14 protein-coding genes are annotated in these 18141 nt (G+C 55.2%); all 14 read left to right on the top strand.

The window, feature by feature from the left end; genetic code table 11:
- Positions 1–42: 42 nt before the first annotated feature.
- Positions 43–1227 carry a 1-deoxy-D-xylulose-5-phosphate reductoisomerase gene (gene ispC / locus AC2CGP_RS19085; RefSeq protein WP_015704446.1) on the top strand — a complete coding sequence of 395 codons (1185 nt, stop codon included), beginning with the start codon at positions 43–45 and terminating at the stop codon, positions 1225–1227.
- A gap of 266 nt (positions 1228–1493) precedes the next feature.
- Positions 1494–2255 carry a (2E,6E)-farnesyl-diphosphate-specific ditrans,polycis-undecaprenyl-diphosphate synthase gene (gene ispU, locus AC2CGP_RS19090; RefSeq protein WP_015368162.1) on the top strand — a complete coding sequence of 254 codons (762 nt, stop codon included), beginning with the start codon at positions 1494–1496 and terminating at the stop codon, positions 2253–2255.
- A 12-nt stretch (positions 2256–2267) separates the two neighbouring features.
- A complete protein-coding gene (gene cdsA, locus AC2CGP_RS19095; protein ID WP_015368161.1) occupies positions 2268–3125 on the top strand; it encodes a phosphatidate cytidylyltransferase in 858 nt (285 codons plus the stop codon).
- An 11-nt stretch (positions 3126–3136) separates the two neighbouring features.
- On the top strand, positions 3137–4489 hold the full coding sequence (gene rseP, locus AC2CGP_RS19100; protein ID WP_015368160.1) for a sigma E protease regulator RseP: 1353 nt from the start codon (positions 3137–3139) through the stop codon (positions 4487–4489).
- A 31-nt stretch (positions 4490–4520) separates the two neighbouring features.
- Positions 4521–6941: an outer membrane protein assembly factor BamA gene (bamA, locus tag AC2CGP_RS19105; RefSeq protein WP_015704448.1), complete on the top strand. Its 2421-nt coding sequence runs from the start codon at positions 4521–4523 to the stop codon at positions 6939–6941.
- 122 nt (positions 6942–7063) lie between these two features.
- Positions 7064–7549, top strand: a complete 486-nt coding sequence (gene skp, locus AC2CGP_RS19110; RefSeq protein WP_015368157.1) for a molecular chaperone Skp — start codon at positions 7064–7066, stop codon at positions 7547–7549.
- 3 nt (positions 7550–7552) lie between these two features.
- A complete protein-coding gene (gene lpxD, locus AC2CGP_RS19115) occupies positions 7553–8578 on the top strand; it encodes a UDP-3-O-(3-hydroxymyristoyl)glucosamine N-acyltransferase (RefSeq protein ID WP_171830427.1) in 1026 nt (341 codons plus the stop codon).
- Positions 8579–8685: 107 nt separating this feature from the next.
- Positions 8686–9141, top strand: coding sequence for a 3-hydroxyacyl-ACP dehydratase FabZ (gene fabZ, locus AC2CGP_RS19120; protein ID WP_004145858.1), 456 nt, complete (start codon positions 8686–8688; stop codon positions 9139–9141).
- A 3-nt stretch (positions 9142–9144) separates the two neighbouring features.
- On the top strand, positions 9145–9933 hold the full coding sequence (gene lpxA, locus AC2CGP_RS19125) for an acyl-ACP--UDP-N-acetylglucosamine O-acyltransferase (RefSeq protein ID WP_015368155.1): 789 nt from the start codon (positions 9145–9147) through the stop codon (positions 9931–9933).
- On the top strand, positions 9933–11081 hold the full coding sequence (gene lpxB / locus AC2CGP_RS19130) for a lipid-A-disaccharide synthase (protein ID WP_015704449.1): 1149 nt from the start codon (positions 9933–9935) through the stop codon (positions 11079–11081). Before lpxA ends, lpxB begins: the two co-directional genes overlap by 1 nt.
- Complete coding sequence (gene rnhB, locus AC2CGP_RS19135) at positions 11078–11677, top strand: ribonuclease HII (protein WP_015368153.1); 600 nt, start codon at positions 11078–11080, stop codon at positions 11675–11677. Before lpxB ends, rnhB begins: the two co-directional genes overlap by 4 nt.
- Before the next feature lie 17 nt (positions 11678–11694).
- Positions 11695–15177 carry a DNA polymerase III subunit alpha gene (gene dnaE / locus AC2CGP_RS19140; RefSeq protein ID WP_045359006.1) on the top strand — a complete coding sequence of 1161 codons (3483 nt, stop codon included), beginning with the start codon at positions 11695–11697 and terminating at the stop codon, positions 15175–15177.
- Positions 15178–15189: 12 nt separating this feature from the next.
- Positions 15190–16149 carry an acetyl-CoA carboxylase carboxyl transferase subunit alpha gene (accA, locus tag AC2CGP_RS19145; protein WP_015368151.1) on the top strand — a complete coding sequence of 320 codons (960 nt, stop codon included), beginning with the start codon at positions 15190–15192 and terminating at the stop codon, positions 16147–16149.
- A 191-nt stretch (positions 16150–16340) separates the two neighbouring features.
- Entirely contained in the window at positions 16341–18125 is a 1785-nt protein-coding gene (locus AC2CGP_RS19150; RefSeq protein ID WP_171830428.1) for a chitinase, read from the top strand.
- The last annotated feature ends 16 nt before the right edge of the window (positions 18126–18141 follow it).

Here is an 18141-nt window from a genome sequence, read left to right on the forward strand (position 1 = left end):
GCGTTTTGCTTTTTATCCTGTCACAATTCTTCTGGACGTCTCATGAAGCAATTAACCGTTCTCGGTTCGACCGGTTCAATCGGCTGCAGCACGCTGGACGTGGTGCGCCATAATCCCGAAAGCTTTTCCGTCGCCGCGCTGGTCGCGGGGAAAAATGTCGACCGTATGGTTGAACAATGTCTGGAATTTTCCCCCCGCTTTGCGGTGATGGATGATGCGCAAAGCGCTGAGCGTTTGCGTACGCTGCTACGTGAACAGGGCTGCCGCACGGAAGTGCTGAGCGGTAAGCAGGCGGCGGCCGACGTCGCGGCGCTGGATGAAGTCGATCAGGTGATGGCGGCCATCGTTGGCGCGGCCGGTCTGGCGCCGACGCTGGCGGCCATTCGCGCTGGCAAAACGGTGTTGTTAGCGAATAAAGAGTCGCTGGTGACCTGCGGCCGCCTGTTTATGGACGCGGTTCAGCAGTATGGCGCTCGCCTGTTGCCGGTTGATAGCGAACATAACGCGATTTTTCAGAGTTTGCCGGAAACAATTCAAAACCATCTGGGATACGCTGACCTGACGCAGAACGGCGTCTCGTCGATTCTGCTGACCGGTTCCGGTGGACCTTTCCGGGAAACGGCGATTTCTGAGCTGGCGGCAATGACGCCGGATCAGGCTTGCCGCCATCCGAACTGGTCAATGGGACGCAAAATTTCCGTTGATTCCGCCACGATGATGAATAAAGGGCTGGAGTACATCGAAGCCCGCTGGCTGTTTAATGCCTCTGCTCAGCAGATGGAAGTCATTATTCATCCGCAATCGGTGATTCACTCCATGGTTCGCTATCAGGACGGCAGCGTGCTGGCGCAATTAGGCGAGCCGGATATGCGCACGCCGATCGCCCATACCATGGGTTGGCCTCAGCGCCTGAACTCCGGCGTTAAACCGTTGGACTTCTGTCAATTGAGCAACCTGAGTTTCTCAGCGCCGGATTACGATCGCTATCCGTGCCTGAAGCTGGCAATGGACGCTTTTGATGTCGGCCAGGCCGCGACGACGGCGTTGAATGCCGCTAACGAAGTTTCGGTGGCGGCGTTTCTGAATAGCGAAATCCGCTTTACCGATATTGCGGCGGTTAACCAGGCGGTGCTGGATAGTATGGCGCTCAATGAACCGCAAAGTATTGATGAAGTGGTTGCGATTGATGCCGAAGCGCGCGTCGCCGCACAGCGACAACTCCGATAACACATGGCGTAGGGGAGCCCCTGTAACGCGTTGTGATATTTGTGGGCGCTGGGCTTCGGTGATATAGTCTGCGCCACCCGATCGTTGCATTTTGTTGTGAAAGATTACGGTGGCCGTGGCAAGACACGGCTTTTTTGCGTAAAGCTTTTGGTTGTTCTCTGCGATTGGCTGTAGCTCCGGCGCCGGATAAAAATGCGTATTCAGCGCTGCCCGGCGGCGTGTGTGTTGTGGCTTAGCTAATCCTTATTATGGACTTAAAACGCGTTATGTTGTCTGCTAATCAAACTGTCAGCAAAATGTCGCCTGCGCATGGTTGTCGCCATGTCGCCATTATCATGGACGGCAACGGTCGTTGGGCGAAACAACAAGGTAAAATTCGCGCCTTTGGCCATAAAGCTGGAGCGAAATCTGTTCGTCGCGCGGTCTCCTTCGCGGCGAATAATGGTATTGAAGCATTAACGCTTTACGCATTCAGTAGTGAAAACTGGAACCGTCCGGCGCAGGAAGTGAGCGCGCTGATGGAACTGTTTGTCTGGGCCCTGGATAGCGAAGTAAAAAGCCTGCATCGTCACAATGTCCGCCTGCGGATTATCGGCGAGACGACACGCTTTAATGCCCGACTGCAGGAGCGCATTCGTAAGGCGGAAGCGTTAACGGCAAACAATACGGGGTTAACGCTGAATATCGCCGCTAATTACGGCGGCCGCTGGGATATTGTCCAGGGGGCGCGTCAACTGGCAGAACAGGTACAAAACGGGTTGTTAAAACCTGAAGAGATCACGGAAGAGTTGCTGAGCCAGCAAGTGTGTATGCATGAACTGGCTCCCGTCGATTTAGTTATTAGGACCGGGGGAGAGCACCGAATAAGTAACTTTTTGATTTGGCAAATTGCCTATGCCGAACTTTACTTTACGGATGTTCTTTGGCCCGATTTTGCTGAACAGGACTTTGAAGGTGCACTCCATGCATTCGTTAGTCGAGAGCGTCGTTTTGGCGGCACAGAAGAGCCGGGTGGCAGTCATGCCTGATGGGGGTCACTTTTGCTGAAGTATCGCCTGATTTCCGCTTTCGTTTTAATTCCCGTCGTTATTGCGGCGCTTTTTCTATTGCCGCCCGCGGGCTTTGCTATTGTCACACTGGTCGTTTGTATGCTCGCCGCGTGGGAGTGGGGGCAATTAAGCGGTTTCACCTCAACGACGCAGCGCGTGTGGCTGGCGGTGCTTTGTGGCCTGCTGCTGGCGCTAATGCTCTTTATGTTGCCCGAATATCACTATGACGCTCATCAACCGATGGTTGAGGGATCGTTATGGGCTTCGTTTGGCTGGTGGATTGTCGCGTTGGTGCTGGTACTCTCTTATCCGGCTTCGGCGGCGTTGTGGCGTCATTCGAAAGCGCTGCGTCTTATCTTCGGCGTGCTGACTATTGTCCCGTTTTTCTGGGGCATGCTGGCGCTGCGGGCCTGGCATTATGCCGATAACCACTATAGCGGCGCGGTGTGGCTGCTGTACGTCATGATTCTGGTGTGGGGCGCGGATTCCGGCGCCTACATGTTCGGTAAAATGTTCGGCAAGCATAAGCTGGCGCCAAAGGTTTCCCCGGGGAAAACCTGGCAGGGTTTCTTCGGTGGCCTGCTGACGGCCGCGGTTATCTCCTGGGCGTACGGCATGTGGGCTCATCTGGATGTCACCCCAACTGTGTTGCTGATTTGCTCGGTGGTGGCGGCGCTGGCTTCAGTGCTGGGCGATTTGACGGAAAGTATGTTTAAGCGTGAAGCCGGCATCAAGGATAGCGGGCATCTGATCCCTGGACATGGCGGTATTTTAGATCGCATTGATAGCCTGACGGCTGCGGTGCCGGTGTTCGCTTGTCTGCTGTTGTTAGTCTTCAGGACGATTTGACGGAAGGTTTTATGCTGAGCGTTCTCTGGAATTTGGCCGCTTTTATTATTGCGCTTGGCGTACTGATCACCGTGCACGAGTTCGGCCATTTCTGGGTGGCTCGTCGCTGCGGCGTGCGTGTTGAACGTTTTTCCATTGGTTTTGGTAAAGCGTTGTGGCGCCGTGTGGATAAGCAGGGTACCGAGTTCGTTATCGCGCTGATCCCACTCGGCGGCTATGTGAAGATGCTCGACGAACGCGTTGAGCCAGTGGCGCCGGAAATACGCCATTACGCGTTCAACAATAAAACCGTCGGTCAGCGTGCGGCCATCATTGCCGCAGGCCCTATCGCCAACTTCATTTTTGCCATCTTTGCTTACTGGCTGGTGTTTATCATCGGCGTCCCTGGCGTACGTCCGGTTGTTGATGAAATATCGCCCAATTCCATCGCTGCGCAAGCACAAATTGCAAAAGGAATGGAACTTAAAGCGATAGATGGCATCGAAACGCCTGATTGGGATGCAGTTCGTATGGCGTTAGTCGCGAAGATCGGCGACCAACAAACAATACTTACCGTCGCCCCTTTCGGGACGAACCAACGTCAGGATAAAATCCTCGATCTGCGTCACTGGGCGTTTGAGCCGGATAAACAAGATCCGGTGGCCTCGCTGGGTATCAAGCCGCATAGCGCGCAGATTGATACCGCCCTGGCTGAGGTACAACCTCAGTCGGCCGCGCAGAAAGCAGGTTTGCAAGCGGGAGACAGGATCGTTAAAGTCGATGGTCAACCGTTAACGCAGTGGATGACGTTTGTTAATCTGGTGCGCGATAATCCGGGCAAGGCGCTGGCTCTGGAGGTCGACAGACAAGGTACGCCGCTGTCGTTGACTTTGACTCCGGATACGAAGTCGGTGAAAGGCAAGGCTGAAGGGTTTGCAGGGGTAGTACCAAAGGTTATCCCGCTGCCTGATGAATACAAGACAGTGCGTCAGTACGGGCCGTTTGCCGCCATCGCCGAAGCCACGGATAAAACCTGGCAACTGATGTCGTTAACGGTCAGGATGCTGGGCAAATTGATAACCGGTGATGTCAAACTGAACAACCTCAGTGGGCCGATTTCTATCGCTCAGGGGGCTGGAATGTCAGCGGAATTTGGGTTGATTTACTATCTGATGTTCCTTGCGCTGATTAGCGTGAACCTTGGAATAATCAACTTGTTCCCGCTACCCGTCCTCGACGGGGGGCATCTGCTGTTTTTGGCGATTGAAAAGCTGAAGGGCGGACCGGTATCCGAGCGAGTTCAAGACTTTAGTTATCGCATTGGCTCAATACTGCTGGTGCTGTTAATGGGGCTTGCACTTTTCAATGATTTCTCTCGGTTGTAAGAGAGTTTGTTAGGAAGAACGCATAATAACGATGGCGATGAAAAAGTTGCTCATAGCGTCGCTGCTGTTTAGCAGCGCGACTGTATACGGTGCTGAAGGGTTCGTGGTGAAGGACATTCATTTCGAAGGCTTGCAGCGTGTCGCTGTTGGTGCGGCCCTCCTCAGCATGCCAGTGCGTCCTGGCGATACGGTGACCGATGATGATATCAGTAACACCATTCGCGCTCTGTTTGCCACTGGCAACTTTGAGGACGTCCGCGTCCTGCGCGATGGTGATACCCTGCTGGTGCAGGTGAAAGAGCGCCCAACAATTGCGAGCATTACCTTCTCCGGCAACAAGTCGGTGAAGGATGACATGCTCAAGCAAAACCTTGAGGCATCCGGCGTTCGCGTTGGGGAATCTCTCGATCGCACCAAGCTTGCCGATATCGAAAAAGGGCTGGAAGATTTCTACTACAGCGTCGGTAAATATAGCGCCAGCGTTAAAGCTGTCGTGACGCCGCTGCCGCGTAACCGCGTCGACCTGAAACTGGTTTTCCAGGAAGGCGTCTCGGCGAAAATCCAGCAGATTAACATTGTCGGTAACCACGCTTTCACCACTGACGAACTGATTTCTCACTTCCAACTGCGCGATGAAGTGCCGTGGTGGAACGTCGTCGGCGATCGTAAATACCAGAAACAGAAACTGGCGGGCGACCTTGAAACCCTGCGCAGTTACTATCTGGATCGCGGCTACGCGCGTTTCAACATCGATTCGACGCAGGTTAGCCTGACGCCGGACAAGAAAGGCATCTATATCACCGTAAACATCACCGAAGGCGAGCAGTACAAGCTCTCCGGCGTGCAGATTACGGGCGATCTGGCGGGCCATTCCGCGGAAATCGAATCGCTGACCAAAATTGAGCCGGGCGAGCTGTATAACGGCACCAAAGTGACCAAAATGGAGAATGATATTAAGAAACTCCTCGGTCGCTATGGCTACGCCTATCCGCGCGTCCAGTCGCAGCCGGAAATCAACGACACGGATAAAACCGTGAAGCTGCATATCAACGTTGATGCCGGTAACCGTTACTACGTGCGTAAAATTCGCTTCGAAGGTAACGACACCTCCAAAGATTCCGTCCTGCGCCGCGAAATGCGCCAGATGGAAGGGGCGTGGCTGGGCAGTGACCTGGTCGATCAGGGTAAAGACCGTCTTAACCGTTTAGGTTATTTCGAAACCGTCGATACCGATACCCAGCGCGTGCCGGGTAGCCCGGATCAGGTCGATGTCGTTTACAAGGTGAAAGAGCGTAACACCGGTAGCCTGAACTTCGGTATCGGTTACGGTACCGAAAGCGGCGTCAGCTTCCAGGCAGGCGTTCAGCAGGATAACTGGTTAGGCACCGGCTACTCTGTTGGCATTAACGGGACCAAGAACGATTACCAGACCTATGCTGAACTGTCGGTCACCAACCCGTATTTCACCGTAGATGGCGTGAGCCTCGGCGGCCGCATCTTCTATAACGACTTCGATGCGAACGACGCGGATCTGTCTGACTATACCAACAAAAGCTATGGTACAGACGTCACCCTCGGCTTCCCGATCAACGAATACAACTCGCTGCGCGCAGGTTTAGGTTACGTTCATAACTCCCTGTCCAATATGCAGCCGCAGGTGGCGATGTGGCGTTACCTGAATTCGATGGGGCAGTACCCGGATACCACCAACGACAATAACTCGTTTAGCGCCGACGACTTCACCTTCAACTATGGTTGGACGTACAACCGCCTCGACCGCGGCTACTTCCCGACTGAAGGTTCGCGTGTCAACCTGAACGGTAAAGTCACTATTCCGGGCTCTGATAACGAATACTACAAAGTGACGCTGGATACTGCGACCTATGTACCGATCGATGACGATCATCAGTGGGTCGTGCTTGGTCGTACGCGCTTCGGTTACGGTGATGGACTCGGCGGCAAAGAGATGCCGTTCTATGAGAACTTCTATGCCGGTGGTTCAAGTACCGTTCGCGGCTTCCAGTCGAATACGATTGGTCCGAAAGCGGTTTATCTCCCTTCAACTACCAGTCGTGATGACTATGATACGGAATGTGCGAGCACTGAAAGCGCGCCTTGTAAATCGGACGATGCGGTGGGCGGTAACGCCATGGCGGTCGCCAGCCTTGAGCTGATTACCCCAACGCCGTTTATCAGCGATAAATACGCTAACTCGGTGCGTACTTCCGTGTTTATGGATATGGGGACCGTCTGGGATACTAACTGGGATTCCACGAAGTACGGTGGCTACCCTGATTACAGCGATCCAAGCAACATTCGTATGTCTGCGGGTATCGCGGTACAGTGGATGTCGCCGTTGGGGCCGTTGGTCTTCTCCTACGCCCAACCGTTTAAAAAGTACGATGGAGACAAAGCCGAGCAGTTCCAGTTTAACATTGGTAAAACCTGGTAATTGTCGGCGACAACGGAATGTAAGTGCAGTATAGCGCTGACTGTAGGCGATGGCGGATGCTATCGCCTGGCCACGCAAATAACGGTACCCCTGGGTACTCATGGGATGGTAAGGAGTCAATTGTGAAAAAGTGGTTATTAGCTGCAGGTCTGGGTTTAGCAATGGTAACTTCCGCTCAGGCGGCAGATAAAATTGCTCTGGTTAACATGAATAACCTGTTCCAGCAGGTTGCTCAGAAAACTGGCGTTTCCAAAACGCTGGAGAACGAGTTCAAAGGCCGCGCTAGCGAACTGCAGCGTATGGAAGGCGATCTGCAGTCTAAAATGCAGCGTCTGCAGTCCATGAAACCGGGCGCAGATCGTACCAAACTGGAAAAAGACGTGATGTCTCAGCGTCAGACCTTCTCTCAGAAAGCACAGGCTTTTGAGCAGGATCGCGCACGTCGTTCCAATGAAGAACGTGGCAAACTGGTTACCCGTATCCAGACTGCCGTTCAGAGCGTAGCGAAAGATCAGAGCATCGATCTGGTTGTTGACTCTAATGCCGTGGCATACAACAGCAGCGATGTTAAAGACATCACCGCTGATGTACTGAAACAGGTTAAATAAGTAATGCCTTCAATTCGACTGGCTGACTTAGCACAGCAGTTGGATGCAGAATTACACGGTGATGGCGATATCGTCATCACCGGCGTTGCGTCCATGCAGAGCGCTAAAGCAGGCCAAATTACTTTCATGGTAAATCCTAAATACCGTGAACACCTGGCCGCTTGCCAGGCCTCCGCCGTTGTCATGACGCCGGACGATTTACCGTTTGCCCATAGCGCCGCGCTGGTAGTGCGTAATCCCTACCTGACCTACGCGCGCATGGCTCAAATTTTAGATACCACGCCGCAGCCGGCGCAAGACATCGCCGCAAGCGCGGCGATCGACCCAACGGCGAAGCTGGGTAACAACGTCTCCGTCGGCGCGAATGCCGTTATCGAATCCGGCGTGGTGCTGGGCGATAACGTGGTTATCGGCGCTGGCTGTTTCGTTGGTAAAAATAGCAAAATCGGCGCCAGCTCGCGTTTATGGGCCAACGTTACCATTTACCACGAGATTGAGATCGGTGAAAATTGTCTGATCCAGTCCAGTACGGTGATCGGCGCGGACGGTTTCGGTTACGCTAACGATCGCGGTAACTGGGTGAAGATCCCGCAGCTTGGTCGCGTTATTATTGGCGATCGTGTGGAGATCGGCGCCTGTACCACCATCGATCGCGGCGCGCTGGACGATACCGTGATCGGCAATGGCGTAATCATTGATAACCAGTGCCAGATTGCGCACAACGTGGTGATTGGCGACAATACCGCCGTCGCTGGCGGCGTGATTATGGCCGGCAGCCTGAAAATTGGGCGTTACTGCATGATTGGCGGCGCCAGCGTGATTAACGGCCATATGGAAATCTGCGATAAAGTCACCGTAACCGGGATGGGGATGGTTATGCGTCCTATCTCTGAACCTGGCGTCTATTCCTCAGGTATTCCGCTGCAGCCGAACAAGGCGTGGCGTAAAACTGCGGCGCTGGTGATGAATATTGACGAGATGAGCAAGCGCCTTAAAGCGGTTGAGCGCAAGGTTAATCAACAAGACTAAATTCATCATTCGGTCACGTTACATTCCCGGCCTGTTGCATTCGTTAATTAGATTGCCGCAGGCCGTGTTATTATTGCCTTTTAGTATATTTAGACAGGAAGAGTATTTTGACTACTGACACTCATACTCTGCACATTGAAGAGATTCTGGAACTTCTGCCTCACCGTTACCCGTTCCTGCTGGTAGACCGCGTGCTGGATTTTGAAGAAGGTCGTTTTCTGCGCGCAGTAAAAAATGTTTCCGTAAACGAGCCGTTTTTCCAGGGGCATTTCCCTGGTAAGCCGATTTTACCTGGCGTGCTGATTCTGGAAGCGATGGCGCAGGCCACCGGCATTCTGGCTTTCAAAAGCGTTGGAAAACTTGAGCCGGGCGAACTGTACTACTTCGCGGGTATCGATGAAGCGCGTTTCAAACGTCCGGTAGTGCCAGGCGACCAGATGATTATGGAAGTCACTTTCGAGAAAACCCGCCGCGGCCTGACCCGTTTCAAAGGCGTTGCGCTGGTTGACGGTAAAGTGGTTTGCGAAGCGACGATGATGTGTGCGCGTAGCCGGGAGGCCTGATACGTGATTGATAAAACCGCCTTTATTCATCCTACCGCCATTGTAGAAGAAGGCGCCGTCATTGGCGCTAACGTCCACATTGGTCCGTTTTGTATTGTGGGCGCCAACGTCGAAATTGGCGAGGGCACCGTACTGAAGTCTCATGTCGTTGTGAATGGCCACACTAAAATTGGCCGCGACAATGAGATCTACCAGTTCGCTTCGATCGGTGAAGTTAACCAGGATCTGAAATATGCTGGCGAGCCGACTCGAGTGGAAATTGGCGATCGCAACCGCATTCGCGAAAGCGTCACCATTCATCGCGGCACAGTACAGGGCGGTGGATTAACGAAGGTGGGCAGCGATAACCTGCTGATGATCAACGCCCACGTGGCGCACGATTGTACGCTTGGCGACCGCTGCATCCTGGCCAACAACGCGACGCTGGCCGGTCACGTGTCTCTGGATGATTTCGTCATCATCGGCGGCATGACTGCAGTACATCAGTTCTGCATCATCGGCGCGCACGTTATGGTAGGCGGCTGCTCCGGCGTCGCTCAGGACGTTCCGCCGTTCGTGATTGCCCAGGGCAACCATGCCACGCCGTTTGGCGTCAACATCGAAGGTCTGAAACGCCGCGGCTTTAGCCGTGAAGCGATTACCGCGATTCGTAACGCCTATAAACTGCTGTACCGCAGTGGCAAAACGCTGGACGAAGCCAAGCCGGAAATCGCCGAACTGGCAGCTCAGCATCCTGAAGTTCAGCCATTTGTCGATTTCTTTGCCCGTTCAACTCGCGGCTTGATTCGTTAATGGCCGAACAGCGTCCCCTGACGATTGCCCTGGTCGCCGGAGAAACCTCCGGCGATATTCTTGGCGCCGGTCTCATCCGCGCCCTCAAAGCTCGCGTCCCTGATGCGCGCTTTGTCGGCGTGGCGGGGCCGCTGATGCAGGCGGAAGGATGCGAAGCCTGGTACGAAATGGAAGAGCTGGCCGTGATGGGCATTGTTGAAGTGCTTGGTCGACTGCGCCGCTTACTGCATATTCGCGCCGATTTAACGCGCCGCTTCGGTGAACTGCGTCCCGATGTCTTCGTTGGCATCGACGCCCCTGATTTCAATATTACCCTCGAAGGTAACCTGAAAAAGCAGGGCATCAAAACCATTCATTACGTCAGCCCGTCCGTTTGGGCATGGCGACAAAAACGCGTTTTCAAAATTGGCAGATCCACCGATCTGGTCCTGGCATTCCTGCCTTTCGAAAAAGCGTTTTACGACAGATTTAACGTTCCCTGCCGTTTCATCGGCCACACCATGGCGGATGCCATGCCGCTGGATCCTGACAAGGGCGCGGCACGTGACCGTCTGGGTATCCCGCATGATGTTCACTGCCTGGCGTTGCTGCCCGGTAGCCGCGGCGCGGAGGTCGAAATGCTCAGCGCCGACTTCCTGAAAACCGCGCAGCTTCTGCGTAATGCTTATCCCGACCTGCAGGTTGTGGTGCCGCTGGTCAATGCCAAACGGCGGGAACAGTTTGAGCGAATCAAAGCTGAGACGGCGCCGGATATGACGGTACATATGCTGGATGGTCAGGCGCGCGATGCGATGATCGCCAGTGATGCCGCGCTGCTGGCCTCGGGGACGGCGGCGCTGGAGTGCATGCTGGCGAAATGCCCGATGGTCGTTGGCTACCGCATGAAGCCGTTTACCTTCTGGCTGGCGAAGCGGTTGGTGAAAACCGATTATGTCTCCTTGCCAAATTTGCTGGCCGGGCGCGAGCTGGTGAAAGAGCTGCTGCAGGATGAATGCGAGCCGCAGGCGCTGGCCGCCGCTCTGAAACCGCTGCTGGCCGACGGCAAAACCAGCCACGATATGCATGATACTTTCCGCGCGCTGCATCAGCAGATCCGCTGCAACGCGGACGAGCAGGCGGCGGACGCAGTACTGGAGTTAGCAAAATGATGGAGTTCGTTTATCCACATACCCATCTGGTCGCCGGTGTCGATGAGGTAGGCCGCGGGCCGCTGGTCGGCGCGGTGGTCACTGCCGCGGTAATCCTTGATCCGCGTAAGCCGATCGTAGGCCTCAACGACTCTAAAAAATTAAGCGAAAAGCGCCGCCTGGCGCTGTTTGATGAAATCAAAGACAAAGCGCTGTGCTGGAGCCTGGGACGCGCCGAGCCGCATGAAATCGACGAGCTGAACATCCTGCACGCCACGATGCTGGCGATGCAGCGCGCCGTCGCTGGTCTGAGTATTACCCCTGAGTTCGTGCTTATCGACGGCAACCGCTGTCCATCGCTACCGATGCCGTCGCAGGCGGTAGTGAAAGGCGATAGCCGGGTGGCGGAAATCAGCGCAGCGTCTATTCTGGCTAAAGTCACTCGCGATGCCGAAATGGCTACGCTGGATATTGCATTTCCGCAATACGGTTTTGCCCAGCACAAAGGCTATCCTACCGTTGTACATCTGCAAAAACTGCAGGAACACGGCGCAACAGAGCACCACCGGCGTAGTTTCGGCCCGGTGAAACGCGCGCTGGGCCTGGCGTCCAACTAAGTCACTGGGATCTAAAGATGTCTGAACCACGTTTCGTACACCTGCGGGTGCACAGCGACTATTCCATGATCGATGGGCTGGCGAAAACCGGGCCGCTGGTGAAAAAGGCGGCCGCTTTGGGCATGCCTGCGCTGGCGATCACCGATTTCACCAACCTCTGCGGTCTGGTTAAGTTCTACGGAACGGGCCATGGCGCCGGGATTAAACCAATTGTCGGCGCTGACTTCCATGTTCAGTGCGATCTGCTTGGCGATGAATTCACCGAGCTGACGGTTTTAGCGGCCAACAATACCGGCTATCAGAACCTGACTCTGCTCATTTCTCGTGCCTATCAGCGCGGCTATGGCGCGCTGGGGCCATGGATCGATCGCGACTGGCTGGTTGAGCATCAGGAAGGGCTGATTCTGCTGTCCGGCGGGCGTAAAGGCGACGTTGGCGTCAGCCTGATCCGCGGAAACATGCCGCTGGTAGAGCAGTGTCTCGCCTTCTATCAACAACATTTTCCGGATCGCTACTATCTGGAGCTGATCCGTACCGGTCGTCAGGACGAAGAAAACTATCTTCACGCCGCGGTTCAACTGGCAGAAGAGCATGGTTTGCCGGTAGTGGCGACCAACGATGTGCGCTTCCTGGAAACCGGCGACTTCGACGCTCATGAAATCCGCGTCGCCATTCACGATGGCTTCACCCTCGACGATCCGAAGCGTCCGCGTAACTACTCGCCGCAGCAATATATGCGCAGCGAGGAGGAGATGTGCGAGCTATTTGCTGACATCCCGGAAGCGCTGGAAAACACCGTTGAGATCGCCAAACGCTGCAACGTCACCGTGCGCCTTGGCGAATACTTCCTGCCGCAGTTCCCGACCGGCGACATGACTACCGAAGATTTTCTGGTGATGAAGTCGAAAGAGGGGCTGGAAGAGCGTCTCGAATTCCTGTTCCCGGATCCCGAAGAGCGCGCTAAGCGTCGCCCGGAATATGACCAACGTCTGGATGTGGAACTGCAGGTTATCAACCAGATGGGGTTCCCTGGCTACTTCCTGATCGTCATGGAATTTATCCAGTGGTCCAAGGATAACGGCGTGCCGGTAGGGCCGGGGCGAGGTTCCGGCGCCGGCTCGCTGGTGGCCTACGCGTTGAAAATCACCGACCTTGACCCGCTGGAGTTCGACCTGCTGTTCGAACGTTTCCTCAACCCGGAACGTGTTTCGATGCCCGACTTCGACGTCGATTTCTGCATGGAGAAACGCGACCAGGTGATTGAGCACGTGGCGGATATGTATGGCCGCGACGCGGTATCGCAGATCATCACCTTCGGTACCATGGCGGCGAAGGCGGTTATTCGCGACGTGGGCCGCGTGCTGGGCCACCCTTACGGCTTTGTTGACCGAATCTCTAAGCTGGTGCCGCCGGATCCTGGCATGACGCTGGCGAAAGCTTTTGAAGCGGAACCGCAGCTGCCGGAAATCTACGAAGCGGACGAAGAAGTTAAAGCGCTGATTGATATGGCGCGTAAGCTTGAAGGCGTAACGCGTAACGCCGGTAAGCACGCGGGCGGCGTGGTTATCGCGCCGACCAAAATCACCGATTTCGCGCCGCTGTACTGCGATGAGCAGGGGCTGCACCCGGTTACCCAGTTTGATAAGAACGACGTCGAATACGCCGGGCTGGTAAAATTCGACTTCCTCGGGCTGCGTACGCTGACCATCATCAACTGGGCGCTGGAGATGATCAACAAGCGCCGGGCGAAGAACGGCGAAGGGCCGCTGGATATCGCCGCGATTCCGCTGGATGACAAGAAAAGCTTCGACATGCTGCAGCGCTCGGAAACCACCGCGGTATTCCAGCTTGAATCGCGCGGCATGAAAGATCTGATTAAGCGCCTGCAGCCTGACTGCTTCGAAGACATGATCGCACTAGTGGCCCTGTTCCGCCCGGGCCCGCTGCAGTCGGGGATGGTAGATAACTTTATCGACCGTAAGCACGGCCGTGAAGAGATTTCCTACCCGGACGTGCAGTGGCAGCACGAATGTCTGAAACCTGTACTGGAGCCGACATACGGCATTATCCTGTACCAGGAACAGGTCATGCAGATAGCCCAGGAGCTCTCTGGGTATACCCTCGGCGGCGCGGATATGCTGCGTCGTGCGATGGGTAAGAAAAAGCCGGAAGAGATGGCCAAGCAGCGTTCTGTCTTCGAAGAAGGTGCGAAGAAAAATGGCGTTGACGGCGAACTGGCGATGAAAATCTTTGACCTGGTGGAGAAATTCGCCGGTTATGGATTTAACAAATCCCACTCCGCCGCCTATGCGCTGGTTTCCTACCAGACGCTGTGGCTGAAAGCCCACTATCCGGCAGAGTTTATGGCAGCGGTAATGACTGCCGATATGGACAACACCGAGAAGGTGGTGGGCCTGGTCGATGAGTGCTGGCGCATGGGGCTGAAAATCCTGCCGCCGGACATTAACTCCGGCCTGTATCATTTCCACGTCAATGATGATGGGGAAATCGTGTATGGTATCGGCGCCATTAAAGGCGTCGGCGAAGGCCCGATTGAAGCCATCATTGAAGCGCGTAACAATGGCGGTTACTTCCGCGAGCTGTTTGACCTGTGCGCCCGTACCGATATTAAAAAACTCAATCGCCGGGTGCTGGAAAAACTGATTATGTCCGGGGCGTTCGACCGCCTCGGCCCGCATCGCGCGGCGCTGATGAACTCGCTCAACGATGCGCTGAAAGCCGCCGATCAGCACGCCAAAGCCGAAGCCATCGGTCAGGCGGATATGTTCGGCGTGCTGGCGGAAGAGCCGGAACAAATCGAGCAATCCTACGCCAGCTGCCAGCCGTGGCCAGAGCAGGTGGTGCTGGATGGTGAAAGGGAAACGCTGGGGCTGTATCTGACCGGCCACCCGATTAACCAATATCTAAAAGAGATCGAACGCTACGTTGGCGGCGTGAGACTCAAAGACATGCACCCAACCGATCGTGGTAAAGTGACCACGGCGGCGGGGCTGGTTATTGCTGCGCGGGTAATGGTCACCAAGCGCGGCAATCGTATCGGCATCTGTACGCTGGATGACCGTTCCGGGCGTCTGGAGGTGATGTTATTCACCGACGCGCTGGATAAATACCAGCAGTTGCTGGAAAAAGACCGCATACTTATCGTCAGCGGACAGGTCAGCTTTGATGACTTCAGCGGGGGCCTTAAAATGACCGCCCGTGAAGTCATGGATATTGACGAAGCCCGGGAAAAATATGCTCGCGGGCTTGCTATCTCGCTGACGGACAGGCAAATTGATGACCAGCTTTTAAACCGACTCCGTCAGTCTCTGGAACCCCACCGTTCGGGAACCATTCCAGTACACCTCTATTATCAGAGGGCGGATGCGCGCGCGCGGTTGCGTTTTGGCGCAACATGGCGCGTCTCTCCGAGCGATCGTTTACTCAACGATCTGCGTGGCCTTATCGGCTCGGAGCAGGTGGAACTGGAGTTTGACTAATACAGGAATACTATGAGTCTGAATTTCCTAGATTTTGAACAGCCTATCGCAGAGCTGGAAGCGAAAATCGATTCCCTGACTGCTGTAAGCCGTCAGGATGAGAAACTGGATATTAACATCGATGAAGAAGTGCATCGTCTGCGCGAAAAAAGCGTAGAGCTGACGCGCAAAATCTTCGCCGATCTTGGCGCATGGCAGGTAGCCCAGCTGGCGCGTCATCCACGTCGTCCCTATACCCTGGATTATGTCCGCCTGGCTTTCGACGAATTTGACGAGCTGGCAGGCGATCGCGCCTACGCTGACGATAAAGCTATCGTCGGCGGTATTGCGCGTCTTGATGGTCGCCCGGTGATGATCATCGGTCATCAGAAAGGCCGTGAAACCAAAGAGAAGATCCGTCGTAACTTTGGTATGCCGGCGCCGGAAGGCTACCGCAAAGCGCTGCGCCTGATGGAAATGGCTGAGCGTTTCAAAATGCCGATCATTACCTTCATCGACACCCCTGGCGCCTATCCGGGCGTTGGCGCGGAAGAGCGCGGCCAGTCGGAAGCGATTGCCCGCAACCTGCGTGAAATGTCGCGTCTGAGCGTGCCGGTTATCTGCACTGTGATTGGCGAAGGCGGCTCCGGCGGCGCGCTGGCGATCGGCGTAGGTGATAAAGTCAACATGCTGCAGTACAGCACCTATTCAGTTATCTCGCCGGAAGGCTGTGCGTCCATTCTGTGGAAAAGCGCGGATAAAGCGCCGCTGGCCGCGGAAGCGATGGGTATCATCGCGCCACGCCTCAAAGAGCTGAAGCTGATTGATTCCATCGTTCCAGAACCGCTGGGCGGCGCTCATCGTAACCCTGAAGCGATGGCGGCGAGCCTGAAGGCACAGCTGTTGGCCGACCTGGCTGACCTGGATACTCTCAGCGAAGAAGAGCTGCGTAATCGCCGCTATCAGCGTCTGATGAGCTACGGCTACGCCTGATTTATCAGCGCATCACAATTCTCTAAGGGGCCGGATTTCCGGCCCTTTTTTTATCATTTTTTCACTGAGGTAAGATGATACGTCAATGAGGTGATGTGATTAGCCGATGATGTCTTTTTCCCGTGACACTGCGCTCACTGCCGGGGACAACGCCTGGGCAGACCGTTCATAAGGAAAAGGAGAATAATATTATGGCAATTCATAAAACCGTCGCCTTAAGCGCCGTGGCCGCAGGGATCATGTTAAGTCTGGGGGCCGCACAGGCGGCGCCGTTGCTCAGCGCCACTGAAACAACCACCATGACCGCCAGCGAACTGGCGGCAAAAGAAAAAGCGCTAACCGACTTTCCGCTGATGGAAGCGGTTAAATCCTCTATTCGCACCCTCGATAATGCCGTGGTGGAGCAGATTGAACCCGGCAGGGCTGCTAATCCAGAGAACGTTAAGCGCGTTGAAGGCATGCTTAGCGAGCAGGATTGGGATTATCTGTTCCCGATGCGCGCGCCGGAATATACCTACAGCAATTTCCTCAAGGCGATCGGTAAATTCCCGGCGGTATGCGGTACCTATACCGATGGTCGCGATAGCGATGCTATCTGCCGTAAATCGCTGGCAACGATGTTTGCCCACTTTGCTCAGGAAACCGGCGGCCACGAAAGCTGGCGCGATATTCCTGAATGGCGCCAGGCGCTGGTCTATCTGCGCGAAGTCGGCTGGACCGAAGGTCAAAAGGGCGGCTATAACGGCGAATGTAACCCGGATGTCTGGCAGGGGCAGACCTGGCCTTGCGGTAAAGATGCCGATGGCGATTTCCTCAGCTATTTTGGCCGCGGCGCTAAACAGCTCTCCTATAACTACAACTACGGCCTGTTCTCAGAGGCGATGTATGGCGACGTTCGCCCGCTGTTGGATAAACCACAGTTGGTGGCCGATTCATGGATGAACCTCGCCAGCGCCGTGTTCTTCTTTGTCTATCCGCAGCCGCCGAAACCTTCCATGCTGCACGTTATCGACGGTACCTGGCAGCCCAACGATCGCGATAAGAGCAATGGCCTGGTGCCAGGGTTTGGTGTGAGCATCCAGATCATCAACGGCGGCGTCGAGTGCGGCGGCGCAACGGAAAACGCCCAATCGCTTAACCGTATTGCCTATTACAAAGAGTTCGCCAACTACCTCAAAGTACCTATTGCCGATGATGAAGTGCTGGGCTGTAAGAACATGAAGCAGTTTGATGAAGGCGGAGCCGGCGCGCTGCCAATCTACTGGGAACAGGATTGGGTATGGGATCCGAACACCGCGGACGGTAAAACCAATGCCTGCCAGCTGGTGAGCTATCAGACGCCATACAGCGCGTTTAAAGAGGGGGATTACAGCAAATGCGTGCAGCACTACTTCAACGTAACCGTGGTTGATGATGCGGGTAGTGATGGCGCGTCTGATAAGACGGATGATGTTACGCCTGCTCCGCAGGTAAACGTCGCGCCGGTGGCGCGTATTGCCGGCCCGGTCGGCGCAGTCGAAGCCGGTAGCATGGTGTCACTGAGCGCGGAAGCCTCTACCGATGCCAACGGCGATAAGCTGAGCTATAGCTGGATGTCGCAGGATGGTCAGACGTTGAGCGGCGCGGATAAAGCGGTGATCAATTTTAGCGCACCAGAGAGCGACAAAGATGCCCAGTATGTCGTTAGCCTGACCGTTAGCGATGGCAGTTTATCCAGCATGGCCACCTATACTCTGAATGTGAAGGCGAAGGCGGCGGCGGATGACGCGAAGGATGAGCCGGCAGGCGATAGCGGCGCTATCAGCTATCCGGCATGGAGCGCCAGCCAGAGCTGGAAACCAGGTGACATCGTCAATAACCACGGCGCGCTTTTCCAGTGTAAACCGCTGCCGGAAGGGGCATGGTGCAACGTGGCGCCAACCTACTACGAACCGGGCGCTGGTCTGGCCTGGGGTGATGCGTGGAAAGCGCTGTAATCATCGCTTTGCTATG

This window comes from Klebsiella sp. SYXHC3 (genome assembly GCF_057196925.1).

Excerpts from the sequence above, each read along its gene's own strand:
- ispC (WP_015704446.1), top strand. The coding sequence starts at position 43 with ATGAAGCAATTAACCGTTCTCGGTTCGACCGGTTCAATCGGCTGCAGC.
- ispU (WP_015368162.1), top strand. The coding sequence starts at position 1,494 with ATGTTGTCTGCTAATCAAACTGTCAGCAAAATGTCGCCTGCGCATGGT.
- rseP (WP_015368160.1), top strand. The coding sequence starts at position 3,137 with ATGCTGAGCGTTCTCTGGAATTTGGCCGCTTTTATTATTGCGCTTGGC.
- bamA (WP_015704448.1), top strand. The coding sequence starts at position 4,521 with ATGGCGATGAAAAAGTTGCTCATAGCGTCGCTGCTGTTTAGCAGCGCG.
- lpxD (WP_171830427.1), top strand. The coding sequence starts at position 7,553 with ATGCCTTCAATTCGACTGGCTGACTTAGCACAGCAGTTGGATGCAGAA.
- lpxB (WP_015704449.1), top strand. The coding sequence starts at position 9,933 with ATGGCCGAACAGCGTCCCCTGACGATTGCCCTGGTCGCCGGAGAAACC.
- rnhB (WP_015368153.1), top strand. The coding sequence starts at position 11,078 with ATGATGGAGTTCGTTTATCCACATACCCATCTGGTCGCCGGTGTCGAT.
- dnaE (WP_045359006.1), top strand. The coding sequence starts at position 11,695 with ATGTCTGAACCACGTTTCGTACACCTGCGGGTGCACAGCGACTATTCC.
- accA (WP_015368151.1), top strand. The coding sequence starts at position 15,190 with ATGAGTCTGAATTTCCTAGATTTTGAACAGCCTATCGCAGAGCTGGAA.
- AC2CGP_RS19150 (WP_171830428.1), top strand. The coding sequence starts at position 16,341 with ATGGCAATTCATAAAACCGTCGCCTTAAGCGCCGTGGCCGCAGGGATC.